The sequence below is a fragment of the Nonomuraea sp. NPDC050153 genome, assembly GCF_044460125.1.
GTDB lineage: Bacteria > Actinomycetota > Actinomycetes > Streptosporangiales > Streptosporangiaceae > Nonomuraea.
Genome location: NZ_JBITJQ010000015.1, coordinates 232,554 through 247,576, shown reverse-complemented (window position 1 = coordinate 247,576; position 15,023 = coordinate 232,554). Strand labels below are relative to the sequence as shown.

10 protein-coding genes are annotated in these 15,023 nt (G+C 72.9%); 6 read left to right on the top strand and 4 right to left on the bottom strand.

Features of this window, described 5'->3' with window-relative positions:
- Window positions 1-101 precede the first annotated feature (101 nt).
- The 4 genes from ACIBQ1_RS33020 (at window position 102) to ACIBQ1_RS33005 (ending at window position 4,814) form a co-directional block, all read left to right on the top strand.
- Window positions 102-1,115, top strand: coding sequence for a S8 family peptidase (locus ACIBQ1_RS33020; RefSeq protein ID WP_397283203.1), 1,014 nt, complete (start codon window positions 102-104; stop codon window positions 1,113-1,115).
- A gap of 73 nt (window positions 1,116-1,188) precedes the next feature.
- Window positions 1,189-1,716 carry an RNA polymerase sigma factor gene (locus ACIBQ1_RS33015; RefSeq protein WP_397283202.1) on the top strand — a complete coding sequence of 176 codons (528 nt, stop codon included), beginning with the start codon at window positions 1,189-1,191 and terminating at the stop codon, window positions 1,714-1,716.
- Complete coding sequence (locus ACIBQ1_RS33010; RefSeq protein WP_397283201.1) at window positions 1,713-2,159, top strand: hypothetical protein; 447 nt, start codon at window positions 1,713-1,715, stop codon at window positions 2,157-2,159. The genes ACIBQ1_RS33015 and ACIBQ1_RS33010 overlap by 4 nt, the downstream gene beginning before the upstream one ends.
- A 108-nt stretch (window positions 2,160-2,267) precedes the next feature.
- Window positions 2,268-4,814, top strand: a complete 2,547-nt coding sequence (locus ACIBQ1_RS33005; RefSeq protein ID WP_397283200.1) for a CHAT domain-containing protein — start codon at window positions 2,268-2,270, stop codon at window positions 4,812-4,814.
- A 276-nt stretch (window positions 4,815-5,090) separates the two neighbouring features.
- On the opposite strand, the gene ACIBQ1_RS33000 is transcribed toward ACIBQ1_RS33005, so the two are convergent.
- From ACIBQ1_RS33000 to ACIBQ1_RS32985, 4 genes are all read right to left on the bottom strand, one after another.
- Window positions 5,091-5,915 carry a sulfurtransferase gene (locus ACIBQ1_RS33000; RefSeq protein WP_397283199.1) on the bottom strand — a complete coding sequence of 275 codons (825 nt, stop codon included), beginning with the start codon at window positions 5,913-5,915 and terminating at the stop codon, window positions 5,091-5,093.
- 54 nt (window positions 5,916-5,969) lie between these two features.
- The gene (locus tag ACIBQ1_RS32995; RefSeq protein ID WP_397283198.1) at window positions 5,970-7,583 is read right to left on the bottom strand and encodes an alkaline phosphatase family protein; all 1,614 of its coding nucleotides are present in this window, start codon (window positions 7,581-7,583) and stop codon (window positions 5,970-5,972) included.
- Between the two features lie 61 nt (window positions 7,584-7,644).
- A complete protein-coding gene (locus tag ACIBQ1_RS32990; protein WP_355374341.1) occupies window positions 7,645-8,235 on the bottom strand; it encodes a DUF5998 family protein in 591 nt (196 codons plus the stop codon).
- Window positions 8,236-8,370: 135 nt separating this feature from the next.
- On the bottom strand, window positions 8,371-11,106 hold the full coding sequence (locus tag ACIBQ1_RS32985) for a GNAT family N-acetyltransferase (protein ID WP_397283197.1): 2,736 nt from the start codon (window positions 11,104-11,106) through the stop codon (window positions 8,371-8,373).
- Between the two features lie 141 nt (window positions 11,107-11,247).
- On the opposite strand from ACIBQ1_RS32985, the gene ACIBQ1_RS32980 reads away from it, so the two are divergent.
- Window positions 11,248-12,141, top strand: coding sequence for a carbohydrate kinase family protein (locus ACIBQ1_RS32980; RefSeq protein WP_397283196.1), 894 nt, complete (start codon window positions 11,248-11,250; stop codon window positions 12,139-12,141).
- Window positions 12,142-12,221: 80 nt separating this feature from the next.
- Entirely contained in the window at window positions 12,222-14,993 is a 2,772-nt protein-coding gene (locus tag ACIBQ1_RS32975) for an ABC transporter substrate-binding protein (RefSeq protein WP_397283195.1), read from the top strand.
- Window positions 14,994-15,023: the final 30 nt, after the last annotated feature.

The following is a 15,023-nucleotide window of genomic DNA, read 5'->3' as shown; positions in this document are numbered from 1 at the left end:
GAGACTACCGTCGGTCGCTATCCGACACCAGAGGGGGGCCATACCAACTTGGTGCGGGAGTGGCATGTGACAGTTCCACCAGCGGGGAAACATACCGCGTCATGGAAATTCAATCTGTCGGCGCGTCGCTCATCCGGCCTGGTCAGCTACTGACCGACCGCACGGCGCTGTCCGCCGTCTCCCGGTGGACCCAGGCGGTCTCGGAGGCGGACGGCGTCTGCGTGATCCATCTTTCGCCCGGCGCCGACCCCTGCGAGATCACCGCCGAGCTTCGCGAGCGGGGCCTCAGAGCATCGCCGAACCACGTGTTCCGCGGCCAGCCCCTGTTCTTCGGCGGTCCCGCGTCCAGACCTTTCCCCACCCCGCCCATCGCCCACAAGCCCGGCCGGTCCCGCTCGGGCGTGGTCGTGGGGCTGCTCGACACCGGCGTCGCCAAGCACCCGTGGTGGTCCGGCAGCGACTGGTACGGCCGGACCACCCCCGAGAGCGCCGACGCGACGGAGGGCGCGCAGGCGGGCCACGGCACGTTCATCGCGGGCCTGCTGGCCCGGCGGGCGCCCGGCGCGGAGCTGAACGTGCACCGCGTGCTCGACGGCGACGGCATCGGCGACGAGGCGACCGTCGTACGCGCCCTCCACCGCATGCGCGAACGCCCCCCGCACGTGCTCAACCTCTCCTTCGGCGGCCACACCTACGACGATCGCCCGCCGCCGCTGCTGAGCGACGCCATCGCCGCGCTGACGGGCACGGTGACCGTGGCCTGCGCCGGCAACACGGGGTCCGACCGGCCGTTCTGGCCCGCGGCGCTGCCCTCCGTGGTGGGCGTCGCCGCCGTGGACGCCTCGGAGAGGCAACGGGCCCCCTACTCCGGCTACGGCATCTGGGTGGACGCCTGCGCCCGCGGCGACTGGCTGACCAGCAGTTTCCTGGACGGAGACGACTTCGCGGGATACGCGACATGGAGCGGCACGTCGTTCGCCACCGCCCTGGTGGCGGGGGCCGTCGCGGACGCGGCCAAGAGCGAGCCGGCCAAGGACGTGGCCAGACGGCTCTTCGAATCGGAGGGGGCCCGGCAAATTCAGGATCTGGGAGTTCTGATCCCAGCGAGTCTGTAGAGTTTACGCTCAGTCCTCAGCCAATCACGGGGAGGCATGATCGCCTGCTCGTGCCGGACGGAAGGAGGCCGCGATGCGCGATTCAGCGGAGCTGCTCGCAGCTGCGGCCGAAGGCGACCGGTCGGCCTGGGACGAGCTGGAGTCCAGGTTCGGGCCGCGTATGTGGGCCGTGGCCCGCGCGTGCGGCCTGAGCCCCTCCGACGCGGCGGACGCGGTCCAGGGCTCCTGGTTGCGCCTGCTGCAGCACCTCCAGAGCATCAGGGATCCGGCGGGAGTGGGGGGCTGGCTGGTGACGACCGCGCGCCGCGAAGCCCTCCTGCTGCTGCGGAAGGATCGTCCCGGGGTCTCCTCCTTCGAGGTCGTCGAAGACCCTGACCCGGAGTCCGCCGTCCTGGAGGCCGACGGCCGGCGCCTGCTCTGGAAGACGGTCTCCGACCTGCATGAGCCCTGTCGCTCACTCCTCCAACTGGTCGCCGTCGACCTCGGCAACCAGCAGATGGCGTCACGGCTCGGCCTGCCCGTGGGCAGCATCGGCCCGACCAAGGCCCGGTGCCTGGAGAAACTGCGCACTCTGATCTCGACACAGGAGACAGCGCAATGATCAACGACGAGTACTTCCTGGCGGCCCTCCGGCTGGCCACCGGGAACGACCCGATCCCCGGCCACGTGTCCGCCGGCGCGCGTGACGCCTACGGACTCCGGGTTCCCGGGGCGGTGACCGCCGCTCCCGCCGACTGCGGCGCGACCCGCGGCGTACGCGATGACGAGGGCTCCCATCTGGTGCGCTTCGTCGTGGCGGGCCTCACCTTCGACCTGGAGGTGACGATCGGTGACGGTCTCATCGACGTGGCGGGACACGTCTTCCCGTACCCGGGAGAGGGCGCGCTCGTCGATGTGCGCACTCCCCATCTGACGCTCACCCGGCGGATCGCCGGCTCCGGCGAGTTCGCGGCCACCGGGCTGCCGCCGGGCTGGCTCAGCGTGGTCTGCCATCGCCCGGGCCACAAACCCATCCAGACGCGATGGGTGCGCATCCGGCCCTGACGCGACCCTGATCCCCTGCCGACCAGCCGAGAGAGCCGCGTCGCCTCTCTCGGCCGTTTCCGTTCCAGGCCGTTTCAAGGCACCGAGTTTCCGTTCCAAGGCATCTATATGAGCGCAGCACCAGATCGACCCGACGACCGAGATCCGCTCGTCGTGGCGGCCGAGGCCGCTGTCATGCGCTCCCTGGTCGATCCCGACCACGCACTCCACGCCGGCCGTACCGTGCTCTCGTCCGCCCGCCGCGCCGGCAACCCCGAGGCCGAGGCCGTCGCCCTCAGGGCCATCGCGCTGGCCTCCCGCGAGCTGGGCGATCTGCGCGGCGCCGAGCACCACCTCCGCGAGGCCATCGCCACCCCGGGCGCCCCGCCTGAGCGGGTCGCCCAGGCCCGGCTCTCTCTCGTCACCGTCCGCACCGAACGCGGCCACCCGCTCCAGGCCCTGCGCGTGGCCGCCCTGGCCTGGGCCCACCTCTCGCCGCTGGACCGCGCCAAACTCGACACGCAGCGCGCGGTCGCCCTGGCCCGCCTCGGCCGCCACCAGGAGGCCATCGCCTCCTGCGACCGCGCGCTGCGGGCCCTCGTGACCGCGCCCGGCACCATCGACGACCGCAGGTTCCTGGCGGGCGGGCTGCTCAACCGCGGCCTCGTCCACTCCTACCGCGGCGACTGGGACGCCGCCATGCGCGACCTGACCGCCTGCCTGGAGATCTCCCGGCAGGCGGGGCTGCGGCACCTGACCCGCCTGTCCGCCGCGAACCTGCCTTTCCTCGCAGTACGGCGGGGCGACATCGCGGGGGCGTTCAAGCACTACCGCGAGGCCGAGGACACCCTGTTCGGCTTCCCCGAACGGCTGGCCACGATGCGGGCGGACTTCGCCGGCGCCCTGCTGGCCGCCCACCTGCCGGGCGAGGCCAGGGCCATGCTGAGCCTGGCCGTACCCGACCTCGAAGCGTCGGGGGCGCACGTGGCGCTGGCCGAGGCGCGGCTGAAACTGGCCCAGGTGGAGTTGCTGACCGGCGACCCGCACCAGGCGCGGGAGGTGGCCGAGCAGGCGGCCCGCGAGCTGGCCGAACAGGACCGGACGTCGTGGCTGCCGCTGGCCAGGGAGGTCATCCTGCGCGCCCGGCTGACCCTCGAACCCGTCACGCCCGCCCTGGTCGCCGAGCTGGTCGCGTGCGCGGACGAGCTGGAGGACGGCCTGACGCACCTGGCGGGCGCGGCGGCGCTGCGGCTGGTGGCGGCCGAGGCGGCGCTGACCGTGGACGACCACCCGACGGCCTCGGCGCAGCTGGCCCTCCTCACCGAACACGCCGAACGGGACGAGCAGCCGCCCCCGATCGGCACCCGGCTCACCCCGCCGGAGTCGGAGCCCACGCGGGAGGCGGAGATCCCGGTGCCGGTGCGGCAGCACGCGCTCGCCCTGGAGGCGTCGCTGCAGGAGGACGCCACGGGGGCCTTCCGCGCGGTCCGGGTCGGGCTGTCGGAGGTGAGCGAGCGGGTGGAGACGTTCGACGACCCCTCGCTGCGCGCGCACGCGGCCCGGGCCGGGGAGCGGCTGGCGGGGTTCGGGCTGGGGCTGGCGGTGCGGGGCGGATCCGCGGGCGAGGTGTTCGAGTTCGCGGAGCGGTGGCGGGCGGTGGCCGCGCCCTCGCACGCGTGCTCGCTGGTGGATCCCGAGCGGGTGCGGGGCGAGCTGGGGTTCGGGGCGCTGGTGGAGTTCGTGGCGGACGAGGAGGCGCTGCTGGCCGTACTCATCGCCAGGGAACGCGTGGCGCTGCGGCGGGTGGGCGACGTGCGGCCGGTCAAGGAGGCGATCGTCCGGCTCCGTTACGCGCTGCGCCGCCAGTGCTCGGTCACCCGGCCGCATCCCGGGAACGATCTTCCCCCTGGCTGCGACTCGGGACACGTCGAGGCTGCGGCCCTGGAGGTCGAACGGCTGCTGCTGCGCCCGCTCCTCGCCGAACTGGGCGACGGGCCCCTGGTGGTGGTGCCCGTGGGCGCCCTGCACACGCTGCCGTGGGGCGCGCTGCCGTGCCTGCGCGAACGTCCGGTGAACGTGGCCGCCAGCGCCGCCGCCTGGGTCCAGTCCCGGGAGCTCGCCCGCGCCCGCCGGAGCGGCCCGCCGGCGGTGGTGGCGGCGGCCGGACCCGCCCTGGCGCACGCGCACGCCGAGGTGCAGAACGTACTGGCCTGCCACCCGCACGGGCGCGAGGTCCCGGCGCGCACCGGGCCGGTGCTGGAGGCGCTGGCGTCGGCCGACGTGCTGCACCTGGCCGCGCACGGGGTCTTCCACGCGCGCAGCCCGCTGGTGTCGGGGATCACGCTGGATGACGGCTCCCTGATGGCCTACGACCTGCTGGACGTTCCCCGGTCGCCGGGGCTGGTGGTGCTGTCGGCCTGCAACTCCGGCATGTCGCGCACGCCGGTGGAGGGGGCGCCGCTGGGTTTGCCCGGAACGTTCCTTTCCAAGGGGTCTGCGTGCGTGGTGGCCGGGCTGGTGCCGGTGCGGGACGAGGGGGCTCGGGCGCTCATGAGCATGTTCCACGAACTGCTGGTGGCGGGCCAGCCCCCGGACGCGGCCCTGGCCTCGGCCGCCGCCAAGACCGGCGAAACCGGCTTCGCCTGCTTCGGCTCCGGCGACCAGCCCCTGTATTAGGGGCTCGTGGTACGGGGCCGGGAACACCGGCCCATCGAGGTGGCGAGCAGATCACCTCGCCACCCGGAAGGAGGAGGCGGCGGGGGCGCGCAGCCGAACCGCCCCACGGCCGAGTGTCGCCCCGGACCGTGTGACCGGGCCGCCCTACGGCCGGGCGTCGCCCCGGGGCGGCGGTCGGCCGTTGGTGGTGAGGCGGGGGCCGGTTGAGGGGCGCGGCGGACCGGTTCGGCCGAACAGCGGCGGCCGAAGGCGACCGGCCTTCCTGCGGGCCGGAGGTCAGCCGGTGGCGACCGGCCTTGAGGGGTCGGCCACCCAGTTGGACCAGGAGCCCACGTACAGCGCGGCGGGCAGGCCGGCCACCTCCAAGGCCAGCACCTCGTGCGCGGCCGTCACGCCGGAGCCGCAGTAAGCCCCCGCCTGAACCCCCTCAAGAACCCCGAGCCCGGCGAAGCGGTCCCGGAGGGCGGCGGGCGCGAGGAACCGGCCGTCGGGGCCGACGTTCTCCGTCGTGGGCGCGCTGACCGCCCCGGGAACGTGCCCGGCCACCGGATCGATGGGCTCCACCTCGCCCCGGTAGCGTTCGGCGGCCCTGGCGTCGAGCAGCACGCCCTGGGTGGCCAGCGCCGCCGCCTCGTCGGCCGTCAACGCCGGCATCCCGCCGGGCCGCGCGGTGAAGTCGCCCTCGCCGGAGGCCGGGAGGTCGGGTGAGTCCTTCGTGACGGGCAGCCCGGCCTCCGTCCACGCGGGCAGCCCGCCGTCGAGCACGCGTACGTCCTGGTGGCCGAAGTAGCGCAGCGTCCACCACGCCCTGGCCGCGGCCGTGGATCCGGCGTCGTCGTAGACCGCCACGGAGCGCCCGTTCGACACCCCCAGGCGTCGCATCGCGCTCTGGAACGCGTCCGCCTCGGGCAGCGGGTGCCGCCCGCCCGCGCCGGGAGTGGCCGCGAGATCCTGGTCAAGGTCGCAGAAGACGGCGCCCGGAATGTGCCCCTCGCGGTAGAACTCCACCCCGGGCGGCCCGCCGAGCCGCCAGCGGACGTCGAGCACGGTCACCTCGTCGAGTGCGGCGAGCTCGGCCGGTGTGATGAGCGGGCTGGTCAAGGCGTACCCCCAGAGAATTCGTCGCCGGAACTCGTCACAGTATCTCCGGGCAGGTCACGTGCGTGCCTCCAGCAGCGGCACGTACTGCTCGGCCGCCGTCATCGAGCCGTGGTAGCCGGTGAACAGGGCCTCGATCCTGTGACGGGTGGGCGCGATGATCGCCAGGTCGGTGTACGGGACGGCCACGACGTCACCGATGCGGGCCAGCCACTGCTCACGCACCCGAGGACCGAACCAGCCCGACTCGACCGCCTCCCGCCTGGACACCACCCAGGCCTTCCCGCGAAGGGTCTCGCGCCACGCCTCCAGCACGTCCCGCGCGGCTCCCGGCTCGGCGTAGACGTGCCTGGCCCTGGCCTCCCCGCCGAGCAGCGCCACGCCCGCCGTCAGCCCGGGGACGCTCTCGGCGTCGATCTTCTCGGTGGCGTTGATCATGCCGTGGTCGGCGGTCACGTAGAGGGCCGACCCCGGGGGCAGCCCTTCGGCGAGCCGCCGGGCCATGTCGTCGACGATGGCGAGCTGCCGCAGCCACTCCTCGCTGCCCCACCCCGTCATGTGCCCGGCGGCGTCCAGATCGCCGTAATAGACGGTGACGTACGCCGCCCCCTGGCGCATCGACTCGTGGACGCGGGCCACCCGGTCGTCGACGGTGTCGGCGGCCACGTAACGCACGCCCCGATAGACGGCCGTCGTCAGCCCGCTGCCCTCGAACTCGGCGGGGGCGACGTAGACCGCGTCGAGCCCGGCCCGGGTGGCGCGCTGGTAGACGGTCGGGGCGGGCTGCCACTGCTCGGGATCCATGGTGAGACCGTCGGGGAGGGTCCACCGCAGGCAGTTGAACAGGTGGCCGGTGCCGGGGACGGCCAGCGTCAGGCCGAGCATGCCGTGCTCGCCCGGGGTCAGGCCGGTGCCCAGGGAGCAGAGGCTGGTGACGGTCGTGGCCGGGAAGCCGGCGGTGAGCGTCCTGCCCGCCAGGCTGGACAGGAACGGGGCGGCCTCGGCGTGGGCCCGCAGCAGCTCGGCGCCCAGCCCGTCGACCAGGAACAGGCACACGCGATCGGCCGGCTCCAGGACAAGCGGCACCCCGCCCACCCCGCCAGACGCAGCGGCCACGCCAGCCCCAGTCGCCGCACTGGCCCATGTGGTCGGGCCGGGGGTGTTCGCCGAATCGGGCATGGGCGCCGTGACCGGCGTGCCAGGTGTGCGGGTTGTGCTGGGCGGGCCCATCGCGCCGGGCGAACTCGCCGTCCCGGTTGCCCCGGGCCCGCGCTCCGGGCCGACTGCCCCGGTGCCGCCCTCCGGGCGAGAAGCGTCGGCCAGGCTCGTCGCGTCGTGGGCGGCGGCCGTCGAGGGCGCGGCCGGCGGATCGGGGACGTTCGCCACGTCGCGCGCGGCCTCAGGCGCAGGCGTGCTCGCCGTATCGGGGGCGTCCGCCGTCGGGGGCGTGGTCGCCGGGTCAAGGTCGTCCGCTGCCCCGGGCGTGATCGCCGGGTCGGGAGCGTCCGCCGTCGTGGACGCATGCGCCGTATCGAGGGCGTCCGCCGTCGCGGGCGCCGTATCCAGGGCATCCGGCGTGGGAGGCGTGTCGGGCTCGCGCACGCCCAGGGCCGTCAGCAACGCATGAGGCAGATCAGCCAGTGACCCGCCGTCGTACCCCGGCACCAGCATGTCCTTCATCCTATGCCTTCGCGGATCTCTCCCTCTTCTCGTGGATCTCCTGGGCCTGCGGTCAGGAGGAGGCGCGGGCGGTGGCTTCGGAGAGGGCCTTGGCGAAGGCGAGGACGTGGGTGACCGCCTCCGGGCCGTCGGCCGCCTCGCTGACCCTGAGGGACAGGTCGTCGGCGGTGATCGCGCCCGTGTAGCCGTGGTCGGCCTCGCAGTTTTCGTCGCCGCAGGTGGCCGGCTCCAGGTCCACGTGTGAGATGGCCCCCCAGCCGATCGTGAGCGTCACCTCTGTCGGCGGGACGCCTGGGACGTAGGAGGCGGGGTCGGGCACCACGCGCGTGACGGCGACCGACTGGACGCGGCTCAGGCGTACGGCCTCCGTGGTCGTGGAGGCGTGGGACGTCGAGACACCCTCGACCGCGGGATGCTCGTCGGTGTGGCAGACCAGCAGCCGCGTGGCCGACAGCACCAGGACCGTGACGTGCCTGCGCACCTCCATCGCGGGATCGAAAGTGGCCTCGTGATGGACCACGAAGGCGGTCACTGCCTCCTTGCCCAGCGCGGATTCGACCGCATCGGTGACGAGGTCGGGATAATAGCCGCTGCGCTCGATCGCTTCACGCAGGCCCGCGGCTGAGACTCGGGTTTCCCTCATGGGTCCATCCTGCCAGGGCGAGGCTGTGCGCTCACCCGCCGGATATAACGCTCTATAACGTCTTTTATCCAGGCATCAGCGGGCACTTCGGTTGACTCCATTCGCTGCCGTCCGCCGCCCTTCGCTGAGAGCTGATCACGACAGCCGCCGGGGCCCGCCGTCGAGGCGTGGGCCCGCCGGAGTGCGGAAGGTGGCGCGGGCGCCGAGGACGATGACGCCCGACTCGCCGACGAGCACCTGGTCCAGGTCCAGCCTGGCCACCTCCGGCAGGTCGTGGGCCAGGCGGCCGACGCGTACGAGGAGGTCTTCGAGGGCGTCCACGGCCACGGGCGGGTAGCCGTACTCGCCGAAGAGCAGCGGGGCCGCGCGGACGGAGCGCACGAGCGCGGCGGCGTCCTCGCGGGTCAGCGGGGCCAGGCGGTAGCCCTGGTCGAGAAGGAGGCGCGCGGTCACCTCGCCCAGCCCGAACGACACGAAGGGGCCGAACGCGGGGTCCTCGATGACGCCCACGACGGTCGGGACGGCCGGCTGCGGCGCCATCCGCTGGACGGCCAGCTCCACCCGTTCGCCCAGCTGGTCGGCGAACTCGGCGTAGGCGTGGCGGACCATCTCGGGGCCGGTTAGGCCCAGGCGTACGGTGCCCGCGCGCCGCGAGGCGCCGGGGTCGGCCACCTTGAGCACCACGGGCCAGCCGAGCCGTTCGGCCGCCCGCACCGCCTCGTCCGGCGACCGCACCACTTCGGCGGGCCAGACGGTGAGGCCGTAGCAGGACAGGAGCTCGGTGGCGTCCACCTCGACCGGCGGGCCCGGCTGCGCGAACGCGCCCGACTGCGATCGGCTCAAGGGCGTGGCACCGTCCTCGCCGGTCCCCGGCGGGGCGGCCGTGGCGAGGGCCGCCTGGACGAGGGCCTTGGCGCGGGCCGTGTCGATGTCGTCGAGCTCCGGCGGCGGCACCGCCGGGTGAGCGCGCCACTTCGCGTAGCGGACCACGTGGGCCAGCGCCCGCACCGCCTCCTCGGGCGCCGCGTACGAGGGGATCGAGCCGCGCGAGGGCGTCGACCCGCACCCCGGCGGGCCGGTTTCGACGCGCAGGGCCGGGTGCATGCCCAGATGCCCCTGGAACGTCGTGAGCACCGGCTTTCCTGAGTCCTTCGAGACCCGCAGCAGCTCCGCCGCCACCGCGTCCGTGTCGCCGGGAATGGGCGGCATGTAGATCACGACGGCCGCGTCCACGTCAGGGGAGGCCAGCTCGCCGGCGAGGGCCGCGCCGAACTCCGCGGCCCCGGCGGCTGGACCCAGGTTGACCGGCGTACGGGGGTCGAGCCCGGCGGCGAGGCAGGCGTCGGCGGCCAGGAGGCCGAGGGCGTCGGAGTTGGTCACGAGCGCGACCCGGGGCCCGGCGGGCAGCGGCTGATAGGCCAGCAGCTGCCCCACGTCGAACAGCTGGATGAGATCGTCGACCCTGATCAGCCCCGCCTGCTCGAACAGCGAGCTGATCGCCGAGTCCGGCAGCCGCAGCTCCTCGGCCGAGTGCCCGGCGGGGGTGCCGCCGCTCTTGACCACCACGACCGGCTTGCTCCGGGCGGTGCGCCTGGCCAGCCGGGTGAACTTGCGCGGATTGCCGAGCGACTCCAGGTAGAGCAGGATCACCTTGGTCGAGTCGTCTTCCTCCCAGTACTGCAACAGGTCGTTGCCGGAGACGTCGGCCCGGTTGCCCGCGGAGACGAACGACGAGATGCCCATGCCGCGCTGCGCCACCCGCTGGAGCAGCGCCGTGCCGAGCGCGCCCGACTGGCTGAAGAACCCCACCTCGCCCCGGCACGGCAGGGTGGCGGCGAGGGTCGCGTTGAGCTGGACGGCGGGGTCGGTGTTGGCGATGCCGAGACAGTTGGGGCCCACGACGCGCAGCCCGTACGAGCGCGCGAGCCGGGCCAGCTCGTCCTGCCTGGCCTTGCCCTCCGGGCCCGTCTCCCCGAACCCCGAGGAGACCACCACCAGCCCGTGCACGCCCTTCTCCGCGCACTCCTTGACCACGTCGATCACCCCGGAGGCGGGCACGGCCACCACGGCCAGGTCGACGTCGCCGTCGATGGCCCCCACGCTCGGATATGCCCGCACGCCCGCCACGGCCCGCACCTCCCGGTGCACCGGGTAGACGGGGCCGGTGAAGTCGGCGGCCAGCAGGTTGCGCAGGACGGTCTGGCCGACCCCGCCGGACTCGCGCGAGGCGCCGACGACGGCGACCGAGCCGGGGGCGAGCAGCCTGGCGATGGACCGGGACTCGGCGCGGTGCTCGCGGGCGAGCGTCACCTCCGTCGAGGTCTCGGTGGGGGTGAGGTCGAGCGTCATGCGTACGACGCCGTCCTCGAACTGGCTCTGGGCCGTGTAACCGGCCTGGCGCAGCAGGCCCGTCATGCGCATGTTGGCGGGCAGGACGTCGGCCACGAAGCGCTCGATGCCGTTCTCGCGGGCCGTGGCCGCCAGGTGCTCCAGGAGCACGGAGGCCACTCCCCTGCCCTGGTGCGCGTCCTCGACGAGGAAGGCGATCTCGGCCTCGCCGGGGCCGGTGCGGTCGTAGCGGATGACGGCGACCATCTCGGCGCCGATGGTGGCGATCAGCGCGACCCGGTTGACGTAGTCGACATTCGTGAACCGCTCGACTTCCCGATCGGAAAGCCGGGGCCGCGGCCCGAAGAACCGGAAATAGATGGATTCGTCTGACAGCCGCGAGTAAAAGGAGCGGAGGCGGTCGGCGTCTGCGGGCTTGATCGGCCGGACGTGCGCGGTGCCTCCGTCGGCCAGAACAACGTCGGCCTCCCAGTGGGCCGGATAGTGTGCCTCCACAGTGTCGAGCGTAAACCCGCATTTCATATGCCAAGACCGGAGCCCCTATTGGGCAACGCTTGTGCATCGACTGCAGCCCGGTGTCCTTGGTCCGCCCCACGGGCAGCCCGGAAGCTGTTAGTTTTGCCGTGGCCAGGCCCGTTCTGAAGGCAGCAAGGTGGTGACATCATGACGCGGGTCGTCGTGGTGGGCGATCTCATGACCGACGCGGTCGCGCGCGCCCGTTATGCGCTTGCCAGGGCGAGTGACACCCCGGCGATCGTAACCATGCACGGCGGCGGCTCTGGGGCGAACATCGCCTCGTGGCTGGCCGTCGAGGGTGCCGAGGTGGCCTTCATCGGCCGCAGGGGCGCCGACATCACGGGGCGTAACCGTGACATGGAGCTGATGGGCTACGGCGTCGACGCCCGGCTCGTCATGGACCCCGAGCGTCCCACCGGCACCTGTGTGGTGCTCGTGACGCACAAGGGCGAGCGCACCATGCTCTCCGACCCCGGCGCCAACGCCGCGCTGTCGCCGGAGGACCTGCCGCGCGACCTGTTCGCGGGCGGCGCGCACCTCCACCTGTCCGGCTACACGCTGATCAACGAGGGCTCGCGCGAGGCGGGTCTCGCCGCGCTCGACATGGCCAGGCGCGGCGGGATGTCGATCTCGGTCGACTGCGCCTCGTCCGCGCCGCTGGAGCGCACGGGCGCCGAGTCGTTCCTGGAGTGGACCAACGGGGTCAAGCTGCTGTTCGCCAACATCGAGCAGGCCAAGGTGCTGACCGGCCGCGACGACGCCGAGGCCGCCGCCAAGGTGCTGACCGCGTGGTTCCCGCAGGTCGTCATCAAGATGAACGCCGAAGGCGCGCTGTGGTACGCCAACGGCCGCCCCGACCCGGTCCGCGTGGCCGCCGAGCCGGTCGACAAGATCGTGGACGGCACGGGGGCCGGAGACGCGTTCAGCGCCGGGTTCCTGCCCGCCTGGCTGGCGGGCAAGCCGCCGACCGAGTCGCTGGCGTCGGGCTGCCACCTGGCGGCGAAGGCCATCATGCACCTGGGCGCCCGCCCGCCGTTCTAGTCCCGCAGGTCTCCTTTGTGAGCGGTCTTGCACCGCTATGGTGGAGACAAATCGGGATGAGTGCGATATAAGGGAGCCGGATGCGCGGCGTGCGTCCGTTACGGCCGGGCGACCCCACGTCGGTGGACTCGTACAAGGTCACCGGCTTTCTCGGCGAAGGCGGTCAGGGCAGCGTCTACCTCGGCGTCTCCCCTTCCGGCGAGCAGGTGGCGATCAAGCTGCTGCACGCCAGGTTCGCCGACGACGAGCAGGCGGTACGCCGCTTCCGCCGCGAGGCCGAGGCGGCACGGCGGGTGGCCGAGTTCTGCACCGCGCGCGTGCTCGAGGTCGGCGCGGTCAACGACCAGCCCTACATCGTCGGCGAGTACGTCGACGGGCCCTCCCTGCAGCACCAGGTCACCAAGGAGGGCCCCGTCCAGGGCCCGGCGCTCATGCGGCTGGCGATCACCACCGCCACGGCCCTGGTGGCCATCCACGGATCCGGAGTCGTCCACCGGGACTTCAAACCCAGCAACGTGCTGCTCGGGCCCGACGGGCCCCGAGTGATCGACTTCGGCATCGCCCGAGCGCTCGACATCAGCCAGAGCCTGACCACCAGCATCGTGGGCACGCCCGCCTTCATGGCCCCCGAGCAGTTCCTCGGCGAGGCCTCCCCGGCGAGCGACGTGTTCGCCTGGGCGGGCACCATGATCTTCGCCGCCACCGGGCGCGGGGCCTTCGGCTTCGGGCCGCTGCCCGTGGTCATGCACCGCATCCTCAACCTCGACGCCGACCTGAACGGCGTGCCGCCGGAGATCGCGCCGCTGCTGTGGGCCTGCATGGCCAAGGACCCCCGGCAGCGCCCCACCGCCGAGCAGTTGATGCGCGACCTCATCCGCGCCGGCACCGCGCCGCCACCCGCCCCTCCGCCCGCCCCTCAGGGCGCCCAGCCCCTCCCGGTACAGCCCCTCCCCGTGCAGCCCCTCCCGGTGCAGGTCCCGCAGGCGGAGAGCGGCGTCCAGGTGCGGCCCTTCAACGGCGGAACGCCTCAGGGCCACGGCCCGCTGCCGTATCCCGTGAGCGGCCCCGTGCGGCCGTTCCCGCCGGGGGCCACGACCGAGCCTTCGCGGCGGCGCGGCCGGCGCAGGGCGCTGGTCTCGATCGGGGCGGCGAGCACCGCTCTCGTGACCGGGATCGCGGTGTGGCTCGTGGCCCGGACCCATCCCGAGGGCGTCCAGCCGAACCCCACTCCCACGTCCCCGCAGGTGGCGGCCTTCGGGACGGCCGTGACCTCCGTGGCGGACCCCTCGGCCAAGAAGGGCGGGACCCTGCGCGTCGTCTCGCCGTCCGAGCTGGAGTCCGTCGATCCGGGGAACATGTACATGTCGGATTCCCTGAACCTGGTCCGGCTCTACGGGCGCTCGCTGACGATGTTCAAGCCGGTGCCGGGAGCCGCCGGGACGCAGATCGTGCCGGATCTGGCCGAATCGCTCGGCGTGCCGAGCAACGGCGGCAAAACCTGGACGTACAAACTCCGGCAAGGCGTGAAATATCAGGACGGAACGCCGGTCACCTCCGAGGACGTCAAATACGCGGTCCTGCGCAGCATGGATCCCTCCCGGAGCCTGGGATCGAGCCACTTCGACCTCATGCTCGACCTCCCCGCCGGCTACCAGGGCCCCGCCAAGTCGTCGAGCGCGAACACCGACTCGGCCATCCAGACCCCCGACGACCGGACGATCGTCTTCCGGCTCAAGCGGCCGTTCGCGACGTTCGACGACGTCGTGCAGCTCCCCGAGACCGTCCCGGTGCCGAAGGCCAAGGACACGCAGGACACCGTCCTGGCCTCGGGCCCGTACGAGATCCAGAGCGTGTCCGCCGACAAGAAGAAGGTCGTCCTCACCCGCAACGACCAGTGGGACGCCGCCACCGACCCCAACCGCGACCCGCTCCCGGACCAGTACGAGATCGAATACGGGGTCACCGACGCCGAGCAGCGGCTGCGGGCCGGCACCGCCGAGTTCGGCCCCACGATCAGCTCGGCGAGCGACGCGGCCGGGGTGCTCGCCGACTCGGCGCTCAAGAAGCGGGCCGACGTCCCGGTGACCACGTCCGTGCGCATGCTGGCGATCAACCCGCAGGTGCCGCCGTTCGACAAGGTCGACTGCCGCAGGGCGGTGGTCCGCGCGCTCAACCTCAAGAACCTCGCCCTCGCGTACGGCGCCGGATCCGCGCAGTCCCAGCTGCCCACGTCGCTCGTGCCGCCCACGGTCGCCGGCGGTCGCTGGCGCGATCCGGACCTCAAGGCCGACGGCGACCAGCAGGCCGCCAAGCAGTCGCTGGCCGCGTGCGGAAAACCGACCGGGTTCGCGGCCACCTACGTATACCGGGACCTCTCCACCGAGAAGCAGGTCGCCGAGGTCGTGCAGCACGGCCTCGGCCAGATCGGCATCGACGTCAAGCTGCAGCAGGTCCCCACCCTGGACTTCCACAAGACCTACGGCGGCAACCCCGGCAACCTCAAGAAGCAGGGCATCGGCCTGATCGCCAAGTCCTGGGCACCCGACTGGCCCGACCCCGAGTCGTTCCTGTCGTTGATCGCGGACAGCAGGCAGATCACCGACACGTATTCGTTCAACGTGAGCGTCCGCGTCAAGGCGATCGACGACCTCATCGACCGGGCCAGGGTGGAGCTCGACGCGGGCAAGCGGGCCGACCTGTGGACCGAGGTGGAGCAGAAGCTCGCCGACGAAGCCGTGCTCGTGCCGCTGGTCTGGATGAGCCCGCTGCTGCTGCGCGGCCAGAACGCCGTCAACGTCCACGTCAGCCCCGTCTTCGGCAACTACGACCTGCTCACCATGGGCGTCAGGTAGGGGGCGTCAGGCAGGGGCGTCAGGCAGGCG